Raw genomic sequence first — 20,204 nt, forward strand, 5'->3', positions numbered from 1 at the left:
ACTGGGTCCCGGCCTCCGCCGGGATGAGCGGTAAGTGGGGCGCTACCCCGCCTTCGCCGCGATCACCCGCAGCACCGCATCCGCCGCCAGTTCCGACGGGTCCGGTCCGCCGCGTCCCATAAGGTCCAGCGCCTCGGTCTGACGGCGCGCCTGATCGGCCGCCGCCTCGGGATCGGCCAGCAACCGCGCGACCGCCTTGGCCAGCGCCTGCGGCGTCGCCTCGTCCTGGATGAACTCCGGCGCGATGGCCTCGTCGGCGGCGATGTTGAACAGGGTGATGTGCTTGGCCGTCACCAGCCGCTTCATCAGGACGTAGCTCAGCCCGTCGATCTTATAGGCGATGACCATCGGCGCGCCCGCCAGCGCCAGCTCGGTCGAGACTGTGCCGCTGGTCGCCAGGGCGGCGTTCGCGGCCTTCATCGCGTCGTACTTGTCGGCCTCCTGCACGACATGGGCGCGGAACGGCCAGGCGGCGACCCGGCCCGCCACATCGGCGGCGACGGTGCCCGCCGCGACGACAGCCACCTCCAGCCCCGGAACCTGCGCCTTCAACTGCTTCACGGCCTGCTCATAGACGGGCGTCATGCGCGTGATCTCGCTGGGTCGGCTGCCCGGCAAGACCAGCAGCAGCGGCGCATCCGCCGCTATGCCCCGCGTCGCGCGGAAGCGGGCGCCGTCGGCCCCCGCCATGTCAACGTGCAGCGCCTGCGAGCCGACGACGGTCGTCGGCAAACCCGCCTTCTCGAACCACGGTGCATCCAGCGCATAGAGGGCCAGCAGGTGATCCACCGCCCCCGCCAGCGTCTTGGCCCGCCCCGGACGCGAGGCCCAGACCTGCGGTCCGACGTATTTGATCAGCGGCGTCTTCGGCGAGGCGGCGCGGATCGCCTGCGCCACGCGGATGGTAAAACCCCAGCTGTCGATCAGCACCACGGCGTCCGGCTTCTCCACGGCCGCCAGCGCCGCCGTCTCGGCCACGCGCTTCTTGACCCGGCCATAGGCCTTCAATCCCTCGATCCAGCCCAGGATCGACAATTCGGCGATGTCGAAGGGGCTCTCGACGCCCTCAGCCGCCATCTTGGGTCCGCCCACGCCGACGAAGACCACGTCCTTGCCCAGCCGCGCCTTCAGCGCGCGCGCCAGCCCGGCTCCCAGGGCGTCGCCCGACGCCTCGGCGGCCACCAGCATGACCTTCAACGGACGGCTCATCGCGGCTCTCCCCAGACGAACAGGCCCAGACGGTCGGCCGCCTCGACCAGACCTTCGTGGTCGATGACGATCAGCCGTCCCTCGAACCCGCCGATCCCGGCCAGACCTGCGGCGGCCGCCAGTTCGACCGTCGTCGGTCCGATAACCGGCATGTCGACGCGCAGATCCTGAATCGGCTTGGGCGCCTTGCCCAGCGCCCCGCGCGCATAGCCGGGCGAGCCGCGCAGGTCGGCCGGCAGGCCCGCCACACGGCGCAGCATCTCGTCCGTGCCTTCCTGCGCCTCGACCGCCAGCACCAGTCCGTCGCAGACGACCGCGCCCTGACCAATATCCAGTTCACCTGACTTTTCAGCGACATGCAGCGCCTTCTTCAGGTCCGCCAGTTGCTCCGCCGTCGGCGTCACGCGGCCAAGCGCGCCCGCCGCCAACATCTCGCCGCCCAGAATGTCGTCCGCGCCCTCGACGGCGAAACCTTCATCCTCGAACACCGACAGGATCTTGCGCAGCAGGGCGTCGTCGCCCTTGGACGCCGCCGCGATGATGCCCGGCAGCAGGGACGCGCCCTTCAGATCGGGCTTCAACGTCCTGAAATCCGGCCGGTTGACGTAGCCCGCCAAGCACACCGCGCGGCAGCCCTCAGCCCGCATGGCCTTCACGATCTTGCCGATCTCGGCCATGCCGAAATCCTGCCCCGGCCAGCGGTGCAGGTGGGCGTCGGCGAAGCCCTTCAGGCGGATGATGAAGACCTCGCGCCCCTCAGCCTCGCAACGCTGGGCGACGCGGATGGGCAGGTCGCCCGAACCCGCGATCAGAGCCAGCTTGGGCGGGGTCGTCATTCCGCGCCCGGCAGGCACAGCGGGCGCTTGCCGCCGTCACGGATGAAGGCGGTGATCTCCATGATCTCGGGCAGGTCGGCATAGGCCTGCTCGACCCGATCCAGACGCTCGGCGAAGACGCCTTCGCCCTCGAACAGGTCGCGGTAGGCGGCCAGCAGGCGGCGCACCGCATCCTTGCCGTAGCCCTTGCGCTTCAGCCCAATCAGGTTGAGGCCGTGCAGGCTGGCGTGATTGCCCCAGACCGAGCCATAAGGAATGACGTCGCGCGTCACGGCGGCCAAGCCGCCAACGATGGCGCCCTGCCCCACCCGGCCGTTCTGGTGGATGGCGCACAGGCCGCCCAGAAACACCTTGTCGCCGACATGGACGTGGCCGCCCAGGGTGGCGTTGTTGGCCATGGTGACGCTGTCGCCGACCACGCAGTCGTGGCCGACGTGGGCGCCAGTCATGAACAGGTTGTTCGAGCCGACGCGGGTGACGCCCGATCCCTGCGGCGTGCCCCGGTTGAAGGTGCAGTGCTCGCGGATCAGGTTGTTCTCGCCGATCTCCAGCCGCACCGGCTCGCCCTTATAGCCGCCGTGCTGCGGGTCGCCCCCGATGACGGCGAAGGGATGGATCGTGGTGTTCGCGCCGACGCTGGTGTCCTGCTGGATCACCACATGGCTGACCAGACGCGCGCCGGAGGCCAGCGCCACGCCCGGCCCGACGGTGCAGAACGGGCCGACCTCGACCCCGTCCGCCAAGGTCGCCGAGGCGTCGACGAGGGCGGTCGGGTGGATGCTCACTGGGCGGGCTCCGCCACGGTGACGACCATGGCCATGAACTCGGCCTCGGCGGCCAACTTGCCGTCGATGAAGGTCTCGCCGCGGAACTTGTAGGCGTCGCCGCGCGCCTTGATCACCTTGACCTCCATGCGCAGCTGGTCACCCGGACGCGCGGGCTTGCGGAAGCGCACGCCGTCGATCGACATGAACATGATGACCTTGTCGGCCACGGCCACGTCCAGCGACTTGGACATCAACAGCGCGCCCGTCTGGGCCATAGCCTCGACGATCAGCACGCCCGGCATGACTGGATCGATCGGGAAGTGGCCGGGGAAGAAGGGCTCGTTGTGGGTGACGTTCTTGATGCCGACGATCGAGGTCGCCGCCACGAAATCCTGCGCCTTGTCGACCAGCAGGAAGGGATAGCGGTGCGGCAGGCGACGCATCACCTCAGCGTAGTCGATGTTGTTGTCTTCGCTCATTCTTTCGATTCCTTCGCGCCCTTCTTCTGGGACGCCTGTTTGGACAGCCACACCGTCTCGCGCAAGAATTGGCGCAGGGGTTTGGCGGGATAGCCGGACCAGATCTCGCCCGGCGGAATGTCGGCCAGAACGCCGCCGCCGGCCGCGACGCGCGCGCCTTCGCCGATGGTGATGTGGTCGCCCACGCCCGCCCGACCGCCGAAGATGCAGTTGTCGCCGCTGGTGACCGAACCCGAGATGCCGGTGTGCGCCGCCATCAGGTTGTTGCGGCCGATGACGCAGTTGTGGCCGATCATGACCAGATTATCGATCTTGGTGTTCTCACCGATGACGGTGTCGTCATAGGCGCCCCGGTCGATGCAGGAATTGGCCCCGACCGTCACCCCGTCCTGCAGGATGACGCGGCCCAGTTGCGGAATGTCCACCGGACCGGCCTTGGACCCGGCGGCGCCGAAGCCCGCCTCGCCGATGCGCGCCCCCGCCAGCAGCTTCACCCGGTCGCCCAGCAGGGCGAAACCGACGGTGACGCCGGAACTGATCAAGCAGTCGCGGCCGATCTGGACGCCCGGCCCGATGACGGTGTTGGCGCCGATGCGGCTGCCGCGCCCGATGCGGACGCCCTCGCCCAGGACGGCGCCCGGCTCGACCACGACGGTATCGTCCTCGGCGGCCTCGGCGGCGGTGATGGCGCGGTCCAGACGGACGGGTCGGTGCAGCAGGGCCGACGCACGGGCCCATGCGGCCTGCGCCTCACCCGACACGATGACGGCGGCGCCGGCCGGCGCCGCGTCCACGGCCGACGGCGGTACGATCACGCAGCCCGCCTTCGTCTCGGCCAGGGCGGCGGCGAACTTGCGATCGCCCAAAAACGCAATCGCGCCCCGGTCCGCACTGGACAGGGGCGCGACGGCCGAGACGATGACCTCGCCGCCCCGGACCACCTCCCCGCCGATATGCTCGGCGAGGGCGGCGACCGTCAGGGGCGACAGGGTCTGGAAGAACCTCGGATCGGGCATGGCCCGCCTTAGGACTGCGGCTGGGCCGGAACCGGCATGCGGTTGAAGCTCAGCGTCGGCAGTTGGGCGTTCAGGCGCTGGATGACGGTGTCCGTCACATCCATGGCCGGGTTCATGATGAAGACGCTCTCGCGGTCGATCATGATGCCGCAGCCCTTCTCCTGGTAGACGGCGACCAGCAGGGGCTCGATGGTTTCCGAGATTTTCTGGCGCTGCTGAGCCAGGGTGTAGCGCAGCTCGTTGTCGCGGGTGCCTTCCAGTTGCTGAGCTTCCTGGATGCGGGTCTGCAGTTGCTGGCGACGCTGGTTCATCTGGTCAGCCGGAATGGTCGCAGCGCCCTGTTGCAGAGCCTGAGCTTCGGTCTGGATGGCGGTGGCGTAGGGCTGGAGTTCGCCCTGAACTTCCTGAGCCAGTTGCTCCATGCGGGTCTGCACGGCCTGACCGACCGTCGACTGAGCCAGGACACGCTGGTTGAAATAGACACAGACGCCGGGGATGGCGGGACCGGGGTTGGTCGGACCTTGCGTCTGGGCCAGGGCGGCCGAAGCGGTCAGCGAAGCGAGGGCGAAGGCGCCGATAGCGATGAGTTTCATAATCTAAGCCTTGGTAGCGGCGGTCAGACCGCGGTTAGAACTGGGTAGAGGTCGAGAAGCGGAACGTCTCGGTCTTGTCGTAGTCTTCCTTGGACAGAACCTTCGACAGGTCGAAACGGATCGGCCCCATCGGCGAACGCCAGTGAATGCTGACGCCGGCGGCGGCGCGCAGCGACAGTTCATCGACGATGTTCGGGTTACGCAACCCCGTCGTCGGATCGACCATATAGCGGTCGTCCAGCTTGCCGATGGTGCCGAAGTCCGCGAACAGCGAGGTCTTGATGCCGTATTCGTCGGGCAGATAGTTCGGCACCGTCAGTTCAACCGTGCCGATGGCGTAGAAGTTGCCGCCCAGGGCGTCGGTCGTGGTCAGGTCGCGCGCGCCCATGCCCGCCGTCTCGAAGCCGCGGAAGGTGTTGCCGCCCTTGAAGAAGCGGTCGTTGATGCGGATCGGATCGCCGCTCCAGCCGCTGACGTAGCCGGTCTGGCCCTGAACGCTGACCACCCAGTTCGGGCGGATGCCGTAGTACCAGGAGGCGTCGGCCTCGGTCTTGATGTAGTTCACGTCGCCGCCGATGCCGGCGAAGTCCTGACGCAGCGATGCGGACCAACCGCGCGTCGGCCGAACCGGGTCGTTCAGACGGTTCACCAGCAGGGTGTAGCCAGCCGAGGAGTTGATGTAGGAGCCCGCCTGGTCGCACAGCGCCGACGAGCCGGCGCCCACGCCGCCGCAATAGCCGAACGGAATGACGACCTCGTCGTCCTTCAGGAAGTAACGCGCGCTGAACGAGGCGTAACCGTTCAGCGGATAGGTGATGCGCACCCCGCCCCCGGTCGAGCGATAGTCGTAGGACGAGTATTTGCTCAGGTCATAGCGCATGTGGAACAGGTCGAAGCCCGCCCGCACGTCGCGTCCCAGGAACTTCGGCTCGGTGAAGCGGAAGTCGATCTGCTGACGCAGCGAGCCCCATTCGGCGCGCGCCACGACGTTCTGGCCCCGGCCGCGGAAGTTGCGCTCGGTGATGCCCAGGTTCAGCACGAAGGAGTCGACCGAGCTGAAGCCCGCGCCGACCGACAGTTCGCCGGTGGGCTGCTCTTCCACGGTGACGTTGACGACCGAACGGTCCGGCGCGCTGCCGCGCGTCTCCTCGATCTTCACGTCCTTGAAGAAGCCCAAGGCGCGCAGGTTGTTGCGCGACCGCTCGACCAGCGAACGGTTGAAGGCGTCGCCCTCGCCGACCATCAGCTCACGGCGGATGACGCTGTCCAGGGTGCGGGTGTTGCCGACCACATTGATGCGGTCGATGTAGACGCGCTGGCCCTCGCGCACGTTGAAGGTCACGTTGACCGTGTCCGTCTCGGGGTCGGCGCGATAGGTCGGGTTGATCTCGACGAAGGCGTAGCCGGCCGAACCGGCGGCGAAGGTCAGGGTGTCGACCGCCGCCTGGATGCGATCGCTCTCATACAGATCGCCCGAACGGATCGGCAGCAGCATCTGCAGGAAGTCGGCGTTCAGGCGGTCGTTCTCGGTGACGACCTTGATCTCACCGAAGTTGTAGCGGTCGCCCTCGTCCACCGTGACCGTCACGCCAAAGGCGCTGTTGTCCGGCTTCAGTTCAGCCACGGACGACAGGATGCGGAAGTCGTAATAGCCGCGGTTCGTGTAGAATTTCCGCAGTTGCTCGCGGTCGTAGTCGATCCGGTTCGGGTCGTAGTTGTCGTTCGAGCTGAACAGACGCCACCAGGCCGACTGCTTGGTGACCATGACCTGACGCAGGTCGCTGTCCGAAAACGCGGTGTTGCCCAGGAAGGTGACGGCGGCGATGCCGGTTTCCGGGCCTTCGTCGATCTCGAACACCACGTCGACGCGGTTCTGCTCCAGCTGGACCAGCTTGGGCGTGACCGTCGCCGAGATGCGGCCCGACAGGCGGTACAGTTCGACGATCTTGCCGACGTCTTCCTGAACCCGCGCGCGGGTGTAGATGCCGCGCGGGCGGATGGTCACTTCATCGCGCAGCTTCTTCTCGGCCAGGGCCTTGTTACCCTCGAAGGTCACCTGGTTGATGATCGGGTTCTCGGCGATCTCGACGATCAGGTCGCCGTTGGCCTGCAGGCCGATCTGAACGTCCGCGAACAGACCCGTGCGCGACAGGGTGCGCACCGCCACGTCGATGGTCACGGCGTCGATGGTGTCGCCCGGCTGGATCGGCAGGTAGGACAGCACCGTCGTCTGATCGATACGCTGGTTGCCCCGCACCACGATGCGGTTGACCGCGGCGCGCTCGGCTTCCGGTTGCGCCATCTGCACCTGCGGCGTCTGGGCCGCTGCAGCGGGCGCTTGGGCCGGCGCAGGAGTCGCCTGCTGGGCCAGGGCCGGTTGCGCCAGTCCGGCGGCGAAGGTCAGGGCCAGGGCGCTGACCCCGAGAATGCGGCCAGGAGTCTGGGTCATGAGGCGACTGTCGTTTTGGTTCATGCGGAATACCATCGGGGGCTGGCGTCGGCTCACGAGACGAGCCCGCCGAGGAATTTGAAGAGATTGAGTTTCTGCAGATCGTTCCAGGTCGCGAACAACATCAAACCCGCCAGCAAAGCAAGACCGACCCGATATCCCGCCTCCTGAACACGGGCGGCCATCGGGCGGCGCGCCACGGCTTCATAAGCGTAGAACAGCAGGTGCCCCCCATCCAGAACGGGAATAGGCATCAGATTTAAAAAGCCGATTCCGACCGAAAGTATGGCCGCGAAGCTGGTCAGCGTCAGCAACAGATTGCGAACAATGGCCCAGGGCTCGGGATTGGCCGCGACCGCGGCGTTCGTCAGAGCGCCGGACGCCTTGGCGATTCCCAGCGGGCCGCTGAACTGATCGCCCGACTCACGGCCGGTGAAGATGCGGCCGATGTAGGTCAGGGTGGTGTTCAGGATGGCGCCGGTTTCACGCACCCCCTGCCCCACCGCTTCAATGGGGCTGTAACGGACATGGCGGATTTCGTCGCGGGTCGAACCAAGCGCCAGACCGATGCGGCCGACGCTGACCCGACCGGCGATGCGGTCGGTCTCGACCCGGCGCTCGGGCGTAGCCGTCAGTTGCACCGCCTGATCGCCGCGCTCGACGGTGAAGCGCACCGGATCGCCGCTGCTCAGGGCCACGACGCGCGTCACCTCGCCCCCGTCGGAGATCAGCTTGCCGTTCACATGGGTGATCAGGTCGCCCGGCAGGAAGCCCGCCTGCGCCGCCGGCGACTGGGCCTGGACCTCCATCACCCGCGCGGGGCGCAGTTCGACGCCCACCAGGCTGAACAGCAGGGTGAAGATGAAGATGGCCAACACGAAGTTGGCGAACGGTCCGCCCGCCACGACCAGGGCGCGCTGCCACAGAGGCTTGAAATAGAGGTAGTCGCGCTCGGCGCCTGGCCCATGCTCGGCCGTCACGGCCTGGCGCAGCGCCTCAAGTCCCGCACGATCCGGCACGCCGGTCGCATCCAGGTCGCCCGAGAACTTCACATAGCCGCCCAGCGGCAGCCAACCCACGCGCCACTCCACCCCATGGCGGTCGACGCGGCGCAGCACGGCGCGGCCGAAACCGATGGCGAAGCGATCCATCTTCACGCCGAAGGCGCGCGCGGTCAGGAAGTGACCCAGCTCATGCACCGTCACGACGACCGTCAGGACGAGCAGGAACGGCACGACGTAAATCAGGACCTGGCCGAAGGCGCCTATCATGCCGGTCAATGTCTCCTGTGGCCCTTAGGCGGCTACGATCAGCGAGGCGATGGCGTCGTTCGCGATCCTTCGCGCCTCCGCATCGACCGCCAGGGCCGCGTCGCAAGCATCGTCGGAACCGCAAGACACGCCCGCGCCCGTCGCCTTTTCAAGGGTGTCGGCGACGACTGCGGCAATATTGAGAAAGCCCAGCCGTCGGTCAAGGAAAGCCAGGGCCGCCATTTCGTTCGCCGCATTGAAGACGATGGGCGCCACGCCGCCCGCCGCCAGCGCTTCGCGCGCCAGACGCAGCGCCGGGAAGCGCTGTTCATCCGGCGCCTCGAACGTCAACCGGCCCAAGGCCGCCAGGTCCAGCTTGGGCGCCGGCCAGGCCAGTCGATCCGGCCAGGACAGGGCGCAGGCGATCGGCGTCCGCATGTCCGGCGCCCCCATCTGGGCCAAAGTCGAACCATCCACATATTCCACAAGGCTGTGGATGATCGATTCCGGGTGCACCACTACGTCGACCCGATCTTCCGGCATGTCGAACAGATAGGCGGCCTCGATCAGCTCCAGGCCCTTGTTGGCCATGGTGGCGCTATCGACCGAAATCTTGGCGCCCATGCTCCAGTTCGGGTGAGCTACGGCCTGTTCCGGCGTGATCCGCGTCATGGCCGCGCGCGGCAGGGTACGGAACGGCCCGCCCGAAGCGGTCAGCACCAGCCTGGACACGCGCTCCGGCGCCTCGGCCGGAAAGACCTGGAAGATGGCCGAATGTTCGGAATCGACCGGAATCAGACGCCCGCCGCTGCGCTTGACCCGCTCGATCAGCGCAGGACCACAACAGACCAGGCTTTCCTTGTTGGCCAGGGCCAGGGTCGCACCCGTCCCCGCCGCCGCCCAGGCCGAGCGCAGGCCCGCCGCCCCGACGATGGAGGCCATGATCCAGTCGGCGGGCCGCACGGCCGCCTCGACGATGGCGTCCGGCCCTGCCGCCGCCTCGACCCCGGTTCCCGCCAGGGCGTCGCGCAATTCGTTCAAGCGCGCCGGATCGGCCGTCACAGCGATGCGCGGCCGCCACCGGCGGGCCTGCTCGGCCAGACGGGCGATGTTGGCGCCGCCGGTCAGGGCCTCGACCTCGAACGCGGCCGAGCCCGCCGCCTGGGCCTGCTCCATCAGGTCCAGGGTCGAGCTGCCGACCGATCCAGTCGAGCCCAGAATGGTGACGCGCCGCGCGATCATGCCGCCCGCTCCAGCATCAGGACGATCAGGCGCCCGGCCGACACCACGACCACGGCGAACATCAGCCCGTCGACCCGGTCCAGCAGACCGCCGTGGCCGGGGATCAGATTGCCCGCGTCCTTGACCCCGAAACGCCGTTTCAGCGCGGATTCCCACAGATCGCCGCCCATGGTGGCCAAGGCCGCCGTCAGCCCCAGAACCCCGCCCCAGAAGGCGTTCAGCAGGCCCATGTCCAGCCAGCCCGCCATGGCGGCGCCGGCGATCATCCCAGCGGTCAGGCCGCCGATGAAGCCCGACCAGGTCTTGTTCGGCGAAAAGCGCGGCCACAGCTTGGGTCCGCCGACGAAGCTGCCGACCAGATAGGCCAGGATGTCGGCCGACCACGCCACGGCGAAGACCAGCACGGTCCAGTACAGCCCCTGCACCTCGTGCAGGTCGCGCAGCCAGATCAGCAGGATGCAGGGCCAGCCGAGGTAGAGCACCCCATAGGCCGTATCCAGCAGGGACTCACCGCGCGTGCGGGCGAACAGGCCCGCCGCCAGGGCCCCGAACACCATCAGCACCAGGGCCAGTGAAATCTGCCCGACGTGGGCCGCGATCACCGCCACGACCAGGGCCAGGGCTACGCTGATCCCGATCGGCCGCCACAGGCGCGGCGCGCACATCCGCGCCCACTCGAAGGCCAGCAGAACCGCCCCCGCGACCACCAGGGCGCAGAACCAGTCGCCGCCCGCCCACGTCGCCAGGACCGCCGCCGGCGCCAGCACGACCGCCGAGGCGGCGCGCAAGGCGATATCACGAGGCTTCAACGCCATATCAGCCCACGACCTCGCCATAGGCTTCGTCCATGACCTCGCGCCCGCCGTAGCGGCGCTCACGGCAGCCGAACTGAGCGATGGCTTCAGCCAGGGCTTCCGCGCCGTAGTCAGGCCACAGGATCTCCTGGAACACCATCTCGGCGTAGGCGGCCTCCCACAGCAGGAAGTTGGACAGGCGCTGTTCGCCCGACGTCCGCACGATCAGATCGACCGGCGGCGCGTCCGCCGTGGACAGACCGGCGCCCAGCGCCGCTTCGTCGACAACCACGTCTTCGCCCGCGCGCGCGCGATCGACCAGCCGCTGGGCCGCATCCACCAGATCCGCCCGGCCGCCATAGTTGAAGGCCACCTGCAGCAGGAATTTCTCATTGTCCGCCGTCTGGGCCTCGGCCCGCGCGACGATGGCGGCGATGTCGTCCGGCAGGCCCTTTCGGCGCCCCAGCACCTTCACCCGCACGCCCGCCGCATCCAGCCGGTTCAGATCGCTGCCGACGAAGGCGCGCACCAGGCCCATCAGGTCGGACACCTCGTCAGCCGGACGGTTCCAGTTCTCGGTCGAGAAGCCGAACACCGTCAGGCATCGCACGCCCAGCTCCGGCGCTGCCTTGATCGTGCGGCGCAGGGCCTGGACCCCCTCGCGGTGACCCACGGCGCGCGGAAGGCCCCGGCGCTGCGCCCAGCGGCCGTTGCCGTCCATGATCAGGGCGACGTGACGTGGCCCCTTTGCAGGCGCCGTGGCGACGGGCTCGGCCGACATGATGGGGGCGTCCTTCCTGAACAGATCTGACCGCGTCAGACCTGCATGATCTCGACTTCCTTGGCCTTCAAGGTCTCATCGATACGCTTGATGGCCGCATCGGTGTCCTTCTGGACCTCGGCCTCCATCTTCTTCTGATCATCCTGGCTGATATCGCCGGCCTTTTCAGCCTTCTTCAGCTCGTCGTTGGCGTCGCGGCGCACGTTGCGCACGGCGATCTTCTTGTCCTCGGCGTATTTGCCGGCCAGCTTGGCCAGGTCCTTGCGGCGTTCTTCGGTCAGCGGCGGGATCGGGATACGCAGCGTCTGACCGTCGACGACCGGGTTCAGGCCCAGACCCGCCGAACGGATGGCCTTCTCGACCGAAACCACCATCCCCTTGTCCCAGACGCTGACCGAGATCATGCGCGGCTCCGGCACGCTGATCGCCGCCACGGCGGTCAGCGGCGAGGTTGCGCCATAGGCCTCAACCACGACCGGCTCCAGCAGGCCGGCGTTGGCGCGGCCGGTACGCAGGCCAGCGTAGTCGTCCTTCAGCGCGGCGACGGATTTGTCCATCCGGTCACGGAAAGTCTTGAGATCGGGTTTGGCCATGACGTGTGTCCTTGGTCCTGTCGTTTGATGACGAAGCCGCTCAGGCGGCCTTGTTGGTGATGACGGTGAAGGTGCCTTCTCCCGTCAGCGCCTTCTGAATCGATCCTTCCTCGCGGATCGAGAAGACCACGATCGGAATGCCGCTGTCGCGCATCAAGGCGATGGCCGAGGCGTCCATGACGCGCAAGTCCTTGGCCAGGACTTCCTGATAGGTCAGCGTCTCATAGCGGGTGGCCGTGGCGTCCTTCTTCGGATCGGCGGTGTAGACGCCGTCGACGCTGGTGCCCTTCAGCAGGGCGTCGCAGCCCATTTCGGCTGCGCGCAAGGCCGCGCCGGAATCCGTGGTGAAGAAAGGCGCGCCGACGCCAGCGGCGAAGATCACCACCCGACCCTTTTCCAGGTGCCGCATGGCGCGGCGGCGGATGTAGGGTTCGGCGATGGCGGCCATCGGAATGGCGCTCTGGACCCGCGTATCGACGCCGATCTTCTCGAGCGCGCCCTGCATGGCCAGGGCGTTCATGATGGTGGCCAGCATGCCCATGTAGTCAGCGTTGGCGCGGTCCATGCCCTCGGCGGCCTTGGACAGGCCCCGGAAGATGTTGCCCCCGCCGATGACCAGGCAGATTTCGACGCCCTGGCGCGCCACCGCGGCGACGGCGGCGGCGACCACGTCCACGGTCGGCATGTCGATGCCATAGGGCTGGTCGCCCATCAGCACCTCGCCCGAGACCTTCAGCAGGACGCGCTTGTAACGAAACTCAGAGGGGGCGTCGGGCATGATCAGGGGTCCGTGGATACAGGGGGTTAGCATCCGCGCGAAGTGAATCGGCGGCTCATCATAGACGAAGGGCGCGTCAGCCTTCAAAGCCGAACGCGCCCTTTTGAAATTTCTTCCCTTTCGGGAAGGCGTTTCGAGTTAGTTGCCGCCGGTCATCGAGGCGACTTCCGACGCGAAGTCGGGGGTCTCGACCTTCTCGACGCCTTCACCCAGCGCCATGCGGACGAAGCCGGCCAGCTTCAGCGCGGAGCCCAGCTCCTTGCCGGTGTTGGCGACCAGTTGTTCGATGGTCACGTCCGGGTCCATGACGAACGGCTGCTTGGTCAGCACCACATCCTTCTGGAACTTGTTGATCTGACCTTCCACGATCTTTTCGATCATGTTTTCCGGACGGCCTTCTTCCTTGGCCTTCTCGATCAGGACGGCGCGCTCTTTTTCGATCGCGGCCGGGTCCAGGTCCGAGGTGTCCAGCGCCAGCGGAGCCGTGGCCGCCACGTGCATGGCGATCTTGCGGCCCACTTCACGCAGGGTTTCCTTGTCGCCGGCGCCTTCCAGGGCGACCAGCACGCCGATACGGCCGACGCCCGGCGAGACCGAGTTGTGGACGTAGGTCGAAACCACGCCTTCACCGACCGACAGGCGAGCCGCGCGACGCAGCTGCATGTTCTCGCCGACGGTGGCGATCAGGTTGGTGACTTCGTCCTGAACGGTCTTGCCGTTTTCCAGGGTCGCGCCGTGGATGGCGTCGACGCCGTCGTGGTGCAGGCCCAGCTGAGCGAATTCCTTGGCCGCGGCCTGGAACAGGTCGTTGCGGGCCACGAAGTCGGTTTCGGCGTTGAACTCGATGGCCGAGGCGACTTCGCCCTTGCCGTCTTCGCGCACGGCGACGGCCACCAGGCCCTCGGCGGCGACGCGGTCGGCCTTCTTGGCGGCCTTGGACAGGCCCTTGGCGCGCAGCCAGTCGATCGCTGCTTCGATGTCGCCGTTGGTCTCAACCAGCGCCTTCTTGCAGTCCATCATGCCGACGCCCGAACGCTCGCGAAGCTCCTTCACGAGGGCGGCAGTGATCTCGGCCATGTTCTTCTCCTGAAATTCAAAATGGGCGGCCGGACTGTTTAGCCCGGCCGCATGTCAAGTTGACGTCGGTCCGGCGCGCGGCGGCGCCGGAACGTCAGTCTCAGCCCTCGACCTTCTCGGCCTCGGCGGCGACCAGCTCTTCAGCCACGCCTTCCGTGCCGGCCGGAGCCGCTTCGGCTTCAGCCTTGGGGGCGTCGGCTTCGCGCAGCATCGGCTCGACCGGAGCTTCCGAAGCGCCCAGGTCGATGCCTTGGGCGACGGCGCCGGCGGCCAGGCCGTCCAGGACGGCGTCGGCGATCAGGTCGCAGTAGGTCTGGATGGCGCGAGCGGCGTCATCGTTGCCCGGAACCGGATAGGTGATGCCGTCCGGGTCCGAGTTGGTGTCCAGGATGGCGATGATCGGGATGTTCAGCTTGCGAGCTTCCTGGATCGCGATCGCTTCCTTGTTGGTGTCGATCACGAACATGATGTCCGGCACCGAACCCATGTCCTTGATGCCGCCCAGCGACAGTTCCAGACGGTCCTTCTCGCGCTGCAGGGTCAGCAGCTCTTTCTTGTTACGACCTTCACCGCCGGCGCCGACGATGGTTTCCAGCTCGCGCAGGCGTGCGATCGAGCCCGAAACGGTGCGCCAGTTGGTCAGCGTGCCACCCAGCCAGCGGTTGTTCATGTAGTATTGGGCGCAGCGCGTGGCGGCTTGCGCAACCGGGTCAGCGGCCTGACGCTTGGTGCCGACGAACAGCACGCGGCCGCCCTTGGCGGCGACGTCGCGCACAGCCACCAGAGCCTGGTGGAACAGCGGCATCGTCTGCGACAGGTCGATGATGTGGATGTTCGAGCGCGAGCCGAAGATGTAGCGGTCCATCTTCGGGTTCCAGCGGTGCGTCTGGTGGCCGAAGTGAGCGCCGGCTTCCAGCAGCGTACGCATCGAGAATTCAGGCAGAGCCATGATCGTCTTTTCCTTTTTCCGATCAAACCTAGCGCGGGCGGTTAAAAGGATCGGCTGATCCCTCGGAACGGTGCAGACCGGGATGTCTCCCCAGCCCGCGCCACGCCCACGTGCGAAGTGCGCCGCGCATGTAGGCGAAACGGCCGAAAAAGGCAAGGCGTCGAAGATGATGGGCTTTTAACTTGTCCGCGCCGGGCGGTCCCGGACAACATGGCGTCATGCGCCTTTCCCTTCGCCTGTTGTCCGCCCTGTTGCCCCCTCTGGCGTTCACCTCGCTCGTCGCGGCTCCGCTGACCGCCACAGCGCAAGTCCAGGCACAGGCGCCGGCTTCCTCGGAAGCGTATCGCCAGGACGCCTTGGCTCTGCCCGCCCTGATCGAGGCAAAGTACGCCTATCTTGAACGCTTGCCGGACGGTCGCTTTCCGATGTCGCCCGAACTGATCGCCCAGGCCGAGGCGGTTCACGACGCCGCCTCCCTGCTGAGATACGTCGAACACGCCCTGACGGTCCTGGCGGACCATCACGCCATCACCGGATCGTCCTTGACCGACAGCTGGGCCGTAGTTCCCAGCTATGCCGATCTGTGGATCGAACAGGTCGAGGGTCGCTGGACCATCACCGACGTTCGCGACGGATCGCCCGCAGCCGCAGCGGGCGTTCGTTCAGGCGACCGCCTGCTCGCGCTAGACAATCAATCTGTCGACGACGCCATCTCCCTCTTCTGGAGCAAGGTCGGCCTGGCGCCAGAGGGCGAACGCGCCGCCTTCGCCGCCCGCGTCTTGGCGGCCGGACGGCGGGATCGCCCACGCAACCTGACGATCGAGAGCGCCGACGGCGTTCAACGTCGCCTGACCCTGCCCACCCTCTACACGATGCAGCGCGACCATCCGCCGGTGCACAGCCGACCGGCCGGCGACACCCTGGAGATCCGCATCAACGACGCGCTCGGCGATCAGGCGACCATCGCCGCCTTCGACGACGCCATGGCGACGGCCCGCCCCGGCCAGACCATCATCCTCGACCTGACCGAAACGCCCGGCGGCGGCAACACCGTGGTCGCCCGCGCCATCATGGGCTGGTTCGTCGAGGCCCCCGCCGCCTATCAGATCCACACCCTGCCCGCCGAGGCGCGCGAAACCGGCATCGAGCGGCGCTGGATCGAACAGGTGTCGCCGCGCCCCGGTAAGCATCACGACGGCCCCGTCATCGTCCGCGTCGGGCGCTGGACCGGCAGCATGGGCGAAGGCCTGGCCATCGGTCTCGACGCCCAGGGCGCACAGGTCGTCGGTCGACCGATGGCGGGCCTGCTCGGCGCCATCTACGACCTGCGCCTGCCCAACAGCGGGCTAGTCGTCAAAGTCCCGGTCGAGCGTCTCTACGCTGTTGACGGAACTCCGCGTGAAGCGTTCCGACCGCAACCGGACTGATCAGAAACTGCGTCCGTCCACGCGCTGGGCCATCCAGTTCCAGGGCTCAATGTCGGTCAGGGTGCGGATGTTGACCGCCGCCACCTCGCTGCCGTCCGGCGCCACGCCATAACCGAACGGCTGCACCCCGCAGGTCTTGCAGAAGCGGTGCTCGATCTTGTGCTGGTTGAAGAAGTAGGACGTCGTCGCCTCCTCGCCCTGGGTCAGGCGAAAAGCCGAACGCGGCGCAAAAGCCAGGACGAAGCCCTTGCGATAACAGTGGGAGCAGTTGCACTCCATCAAGCCATCCAGCCCGACATCCACCTCATAGGCCACCGCGCCGCAGTGGCATGACCCGGCATGGGTCTTCACGCTCGTCTCGCTCATCAGGCGTCCTCCAGCATCACCACCCCCGGCGCCGACTTCAACGCGCCGCGCAGCGCCGCGTCCAGCCGGTATCGTCCAGGCAGCTTGATCTCCACCTCGGTGCGGCCGCCCAGCGTGGCCTGCAGCCAGACCTCGCCGCCCTTGCCCTGCGCCCGCGCCCGGTCCAGCCGAGCCTTCAGCGCCTCGGCGTCCGCCGATTGCGCCGACAGGATGACGCGTAACCCGATCTGGGCGTCGTCCAGCAGCACGTCCATGCGGCTGGCGTCATCGCCGAAGAAGCGCACCTCGCCATCCGCCGCCTTGGCCCGAACCTTGACCAGAACCGACGTCCCGACTTCCAGGACATCGCGGCAGCGCCGAAGTTGCTCCGGCGGGAACAGACATTCGAACTCGCCCGTCGGGTCCGAGAAGGTGACGAAGGCGAACTTCTCGCCGGTACGGGCGCTGGCCCGCTCCTGACGGCGGCGCACCACCCCGGCCATCTGGAAGGCTTCATGCCCCGCCTCGGCCAGGCCTTGCGCCTCGGCCACGAAGGTCACGCGCTTGCGCTTCAGTGCCGGCGTCAGTTCCTCCAGCGGGTGGCCCGACAGATAGAATCCGACGGCGTAAAGCTCCTGATCCAGCTTGTCCGGCCCTGCCCATGGCTCCATGCTCTTCAGGCGCGGGCGGGCGGCGGCGGCCTGATCGGCGCCGAACAGGCTGACCTGGGACGAGGCCCGCTCCGCCGCCACGCTCTGGCAATAGGCGATCAACACGTCGGCCTGCTCGAACAGCTGTCGACGGTTCGGATGAATGCTGTCGAACGCGCCCGCGCGCGCCAGGCCTTCCAGCGCCCGCTTGTTCACCGCCCTGGGATCGACCCGCTCCAGGAAGTCGAAGATGTCGGGGAAGGGTCCGCCCGTCTCGCGCACCTCGATGACGTGCTTCATGGCCTCCAGGCCCACGTTGCGGATGGCGCCCAGCGCATAGAGCACGCTGCCCTGCCCGTCCTTCCACGACACGTCGAAGTCGGCGGATGAACGGTTGATGTCGGGCGCCAGGACCGGAACCTCGAAACGGCGGCAGTCCTGATAGAAGACCGCCAGCTTGTCCGTGTTCGACAGATCGAGGCTCATCGAGGCCGCGAAGAACTCGACCGGGTGATTGGCCTTCAGCCAGCCTGTCTGGAACGAGATCAGCGCATAGGCCGCCGCGTGCGATTTGTTGAAGCCATAACCCGCGAACTTGGCCACCAGGTCGAAGATCGAGCCCGACTGGGCCTCCGGCACGGACTTCTCGGACGCGCCCTTGACGAAGCGAAGGCGCTGGAAATCCATCTCCTCCTTCTTCTTCTTGCCCATGGCGCGGCGCAGCAGGTCGGCCTCGCCCAGGCTGTAACCCGCCAGGATCTGGGCGATCTTCATCACCTGTTCCTGGTAGATGATGACGCCGTAGGTCTCGGTCAGCACCTCCTTCAGGCTGGGGTGCAGATAGTCGACTTCAGCCCGGCCGAACTTCCGGTCGATGTAGGTGTCGATCATCTCCATCGGCCCCGGCCGGTAGAGAGAGATCAGGGCCGTGATTTCCTCGATCGAGCCGCAACGCATCTTGCGCAGGGTGTCGCGCATGCCCTGGGATTCCAGCTGGAACACCCCGACCGTCTGACCCGAGGCCATGAGCTCATAGGTCTTGGGGTCGTCCAGCGGCAGCAGGCCCCAGTCCTGAGCCGCGCCGCGCCGTTCCAGATAGCTCTTGGCCCGATCCAGCACCGTCAGCGTCTTCAGGCCCAGGAAGTCGAACTTCACCAGGCCCGCCGGCTCCACCCACTTCATGTTGAACTGGCTGGCCGGAATGGTGGAGCGCGGGTCCTGGTACAACGGCACCAGCTCCGTCAGCGGCCGGTCGCCGATGACGATGCCCGCCGCGTGGGTCGAGGCGTTGCGGTAGAGGCCCTCAAGCTCCAGCGCCGTCTCCAGCAGCGTCTTGACCGAGGCCTCGGCGTCGCGCGCTTCGCGCAGGCGCGGCTCCAGGTCGATGGCCTGGGCCAGGGTCACGGGGTTGGCGGGGTTGGCGGGCACCATCTTGGCCAGACGGTCGACCTGGCCCAACGGCATCTGCAGAACCCGCCCCACGTCACGCAGCACGGCCCGCGCCTGCAGAGTGCCGAAGGTGATGATCTGGGCCACCCGGTCCTTGCCGTAGTGGTCCTGAACATAGTCGATGACCTCTTCGCGCCGCTCCTGACAGAAGTCGATGTCGAAGTCGGGCATGGAAACCCGCTCAGGGTTCAGGAAACGCTCGAACAGCAGGCCGAACCGCAAGGGGTCCAGGTCGGTGATGGTCAGCGACCAGGCGACCAGGGAGCCGGCCCCCGAGCCCCGCCCCGGCCCCACCGGGATGTCATGCAGCTTGGCCCATTTGATGAAGTCCGCCACGATCAGGAAGTAGCCGGGGAACCCCATCTGCTGGATGATCCCGACCTCCCACTCCAGGCGGGCCCAGTAGTCTTCCTCAGGCGCATAGGGCTGGTTCTTCTCAAGCCGCGCCTTCAGCCCCTCGCGCGCCTGGTGGGCCAGTTCGTCGTCTTCCGAGCGGCCCGCGCCCGTATCGAAGCGCGGCAGGATCGGCTTGTGCGTCTTGACCAGGAAGGCGCAGCGGCGCGCGATCTGAATGGTGTTGTCGCAGGCCTCGGGCAGGTCGGCGAACAGCTCGCGCATCGCCTCGGCCGACTTGAACCAGTGCTCGCCGGTGACGCGGCGGCGATCCTCCTGGCCCGTGAAAGCGCCATCGGAGATGCACAGCAAGGCGTCATGCGACTTCGCCTGCGCCGCCTTGGCGTAATAGACATCGTTGGTCGCGACCAGAGGCGCGTCGTTGGCGTAGGCCCATTCGACCAATCCGCCCTCGGCCACAGTCTCGCTGGACAGGCCGTGGCGTTGCAGTTCGACATAGAAACGATCGCCGAAGACCCGCTTCATTTCCGCCAGGGCCGCGGCGGCCTCCGCCGGCTTCTTCTGCACGAACAGAGGGTCAATGGGGCCGTCCGGGCCGCCCGACAACAGGATCAGCCCTTCGGACTTATCCACAACCTGTCCCCAGGGCACCCCCGGCTCGGCCATCTCGCCCGCGTCCAGGTAGGCGGCGGACGACAGGGCGCACAGGTTGAGCCAGCCCTGCTCGTTCTGAGCGATCAGCACGACCGTCGGCGTCTTGGCCCAGCGCTGGGCGACCTGCCCGCCGATATCGAGCACCGGCAGGGCGCAGGCGACGATGGGCTGAACGCCCGCATCCTTGGTCGTCTGGCTGAACTCCAGCGCGCCGAACAGATTGGCGCGATCGGTCACGCCCACCGCCGGCATTCCAGCATCGGCGGCCATCTTGCCGATCTTGCCGGCCTTGATCGCGCCTTCCAGCAGCGAATAGGCGCTGCGGACCCGCAGGTGGACAAAGCCCTGACTGTTCACCGGATCCGCCAATCGAAAACTCCGCATCGCAGCACCGCTTCAAACGGCGCGCCGTCATCATGCAGGGAGTCGCCCCTCAGTGGGGCGCGGTCATGTCACTAGGAAGGCCGCCTGCCAGACCATCCAGACGAAGCCGCCGCAGGACGCAAGCGACA

18 protein-coding genes are annotated in these 20,204 nt (G+C 67.2%); 1 reads left to right on the forward strand and 17 read right to left on the reverse strand.

Annotated features, from left to right (window positions below; translation table 11 throughout):
• Window positions 1–42: 42 nt before the first annotated feature.
• The 15 genes from lpxB to rpsB form a co-directional block, all read right to left on the reverse strand.
• The gene (lpxB, locus tag FM111_RS14330) at window positions 43–1,209 is read right to left on the reverse strand and encodes a lipid-A-disaccharide synthase (RefSeq protein ID WP_087141607.1); all 1,167 of its coding nucleotides are present in this window, start codon (window positions 1,207–1,209) and stop codon (window positions 43–45) included.
• Window positions 1,206–2,045 carry a UDP-2,3-diacylglucosamine diphosphatase gene (gene lpxI / locus FM111_RS14335; protein WP_087141608.1) on the reverse strand — a complete coding sequence of 280 codons (840 nt, stop codon included), beginning with the start codon at window positions 2,043–2,045 and terminating at the stop codon, window positions 1,206–1,208. The genes lpxB and lpxI overlap by 4 nt, the downstream gene beginning before the upstream one ends.
• On the reverse strand, window positions 2,042–2,830 hold the full coding sequence (lpxA, locus tag FM111_RS14340; RefSeq protein ID WP_087141609.1) for an acyl-ACP--UDP-N-acetylglucosamine O-acyltransferase: 789 nt from the start codon (window positions 2,828–2,830) through the stop codon (window positions 2,042–2,044). The genes lpxI and lpxA overlap by 4 nt, the downstream gene beginning before the upstream one ends.
• Window positions 2,827–3,291 (reverse strand): 3-hydroxyacyl-ACP dehydratase FabZ, encoded by a 465-nt coding sequence (gene fabZ / locus FM111_RS14345; protein WP_046653574.1) that lies wholly within the window; start codon window positions 3,289–3,291, stop codon window positions 2,827–2,829. The genes lpxA and fabZ overlap by 4 nt, the downstream gene beginning before the upstream one ends.
• Window positions 3,288–4,307, reverse strand: coding sequence for a UDP-3-O-(3-hydroxymyristoyl)glucosamine N-acyltransferase (gene lpxD / locus FM111_RS14350; protein ID WP_087141610.1), 1,020 nt, complete (start codon window positions 4,305–4,307; stop codon window positions 3,288–3,290). The genes fabZ and lpxD overlap by 4 nt, the downstream gene beginning before the upstream one ends.
• 8 nt (window positions 4,308–4,315) lie before the next feature.
• Window positions 4,316–4,900 carry an OmpH family outer membrane protein gene (locus FM111_RS14355; RefSeq protein ID WP_087141611.1) on the reverse strand — a complete coding sequence of 195 codons (585 nt, stop codon included), beginning with the start codon at window positions 4,898–4,900 and terminating at the stop codon, window positions 4,316–4,318.
• Between the two features lie 34 nt (window positions 4,901–4,934).
• Window positions 4,935–7,349, reverse strand: coding sequence for an outer membrane protein assembly factor BamA (gene bamA, locus FM111_RS14360; RefSeq protein ID WP_256968340.1), 2,415 nt, complete (start codon window positions 7,347–7,349; stop codon window positions 4,935–4,937).
• 53 nt (window positions 7,350–7,402) lie between these two features.
• Window positions 7,403–8,620: a M50 family metallopeptidase gene (locus FM111_RS14365; RefSeq protein WP_087141613.1), complete on the reverse strand. Its 1,218-nt coding sequence runs from the start codon at window positions 8,618–8,620 to the stop codon at window positions 7,403–7,405.
• A gap of 24 nt (window positions 8,621–8,644) precedes the next feature.
• On the reverse strand, window positions 8,645–9,841 hold the full coding sequence (dxr, locus tag FM111_RS14370; protein ID WP_087141614.1) for a 1-deoxy-D-xylulose-5-phosphate reductoisomerase: 1,197 nt from the start codon (window positions 9,839–9,841) through the stop codon (window positions 8,645–8,647).
• Complete coding sequence (locus tag FM111_RS14375) at window positions 9,838–10,656, reverse strand: phosphatidate cytidylyltransferase (RefSeq protein ID WP_087141615.1); 819 nt, start codon at window positions 10,654–10,656, stop codon at window positions 9,838–9,840. Before FM111_RS14375 ends, dxr begins: the two co-directional genes overlap by 4 nt.
• A 1-nt stretch (window position 10,657) precedes the next feature.
• Entirely contained in the window at window positions 10,658–11,416 is a 759-nt protein-coding gene (gene uppS, locus FM111_RS14380; RefSeq protein WP_087141616.1) for a polyprenyl diphosphate synthase, read from the reverse strand.
• Between the two features lie 35 nt (window positions 11,417–11,451).
• Entirely contained in the window at window positions 11,452–12,009 is a 558-nt protein-coding gene (gene frr / locus FM111_RS14385; protein WP_087141617.1) for a ribosome recycling factor, read from the reverse strand.
• Window positions 12,010–12,049: 40 nt separating this feature from the next.
• Complete coding sequence (gene pyrH, locus FM111_RS14390; protein WP_087141656.1) at window positions 12,050–12,787, reverse strand: UMP kinase; 738 nt, start codon at window positions 12,785–12,787, stop codon at window positions 12,050–12,052.
• 138 nt (window positions 12,788–12,925) lie between these two features.
• Window positions 12,926–13,864: a translation elongation factor Ts gene (gene tsf, locus FM111_RS14395; RefSeq protein ID WP_087141618.1), complete on the reverse strand. Its 939-nt coding sequence runs from the start codon at window positions 13,862–13,864 to the stop codon at window positions 12,926–12,928.
• A 100-nt stretch (window positions 13,865–13,964) separates the two neighbouring features.
• The gene (rpsB, locus tag FM111_RS14400) at window positions 13,965–14,813 is read right to left on the reverse strand and encodes a 30S ribosomal protein S2 (protein WP_087141619.1); all 849 of its coding nucleotides are present in this window, start codon (window positions 14,811–14,813) and stop codon (window positions 13,965–13,967) included.
• Between the two features lie 218 nt (window positions 14,814–15,031).
• Between rpsB and FM111_RS14405 the strand changes: the two genes are divergently transcribed.
• Window positions 15,032–16,240, forward strand: a complete 1,209-nt coding sequence (locus FM111_RS14405; protein WP_087141620.1) for a S41 family peptidase — start codon at window positions 15,032–15,034, stop codon at window positions 16,238–16,240.
• Here the strand turns inward: FM111_RS14405 and FM111_RS14410 are convergent, their stop codons facing one another.
• Together FM111_RS14410 and dnaE are read right to left on the reverse strand one after the other, a co-directional pair.
• Window positions 16,241–16,606 carry a GFA family protein gene (locus tag FM111_RS14410; RefSeq protein WP_087141621.1) on the reverse strand — a complete coding sequence of 122 codons (366 nt, stop codon included), beginning with the start codon at window positions 16,604–16,606 and terminating at the stop codon, window positions 16,241–16,243.
• On the reverse strand, window positions 16,606–20,076 hold the full coding sequence (gene dnaE, locus FM111_RS14415; protein ID WP_087141622.1) for a DNA polymerase III subunit alpha: 3,471 nt from the start codon (window positions 20,074–20,076) through the stop codon (window positions 16,606–16,608). The genes FM111_RS14410 and dnaE overlap by 1 nt, the downstream gene beginning before the upstream one ends.
• Window positions 20,077–20,204: the final 128 nt, after the last annotated feature.

The organism is Brevundimonas diminuta 3F5N (assembly GCF_900163625.1).
In the GTDB taxonomy this organism is placed as follows: Bacteria; Pseudomonadota; Alphaproteobacteria; order Caulobacterales; family Caulobacteraceae; genus Brevundimonas; species Brevundimonas diminuta_A.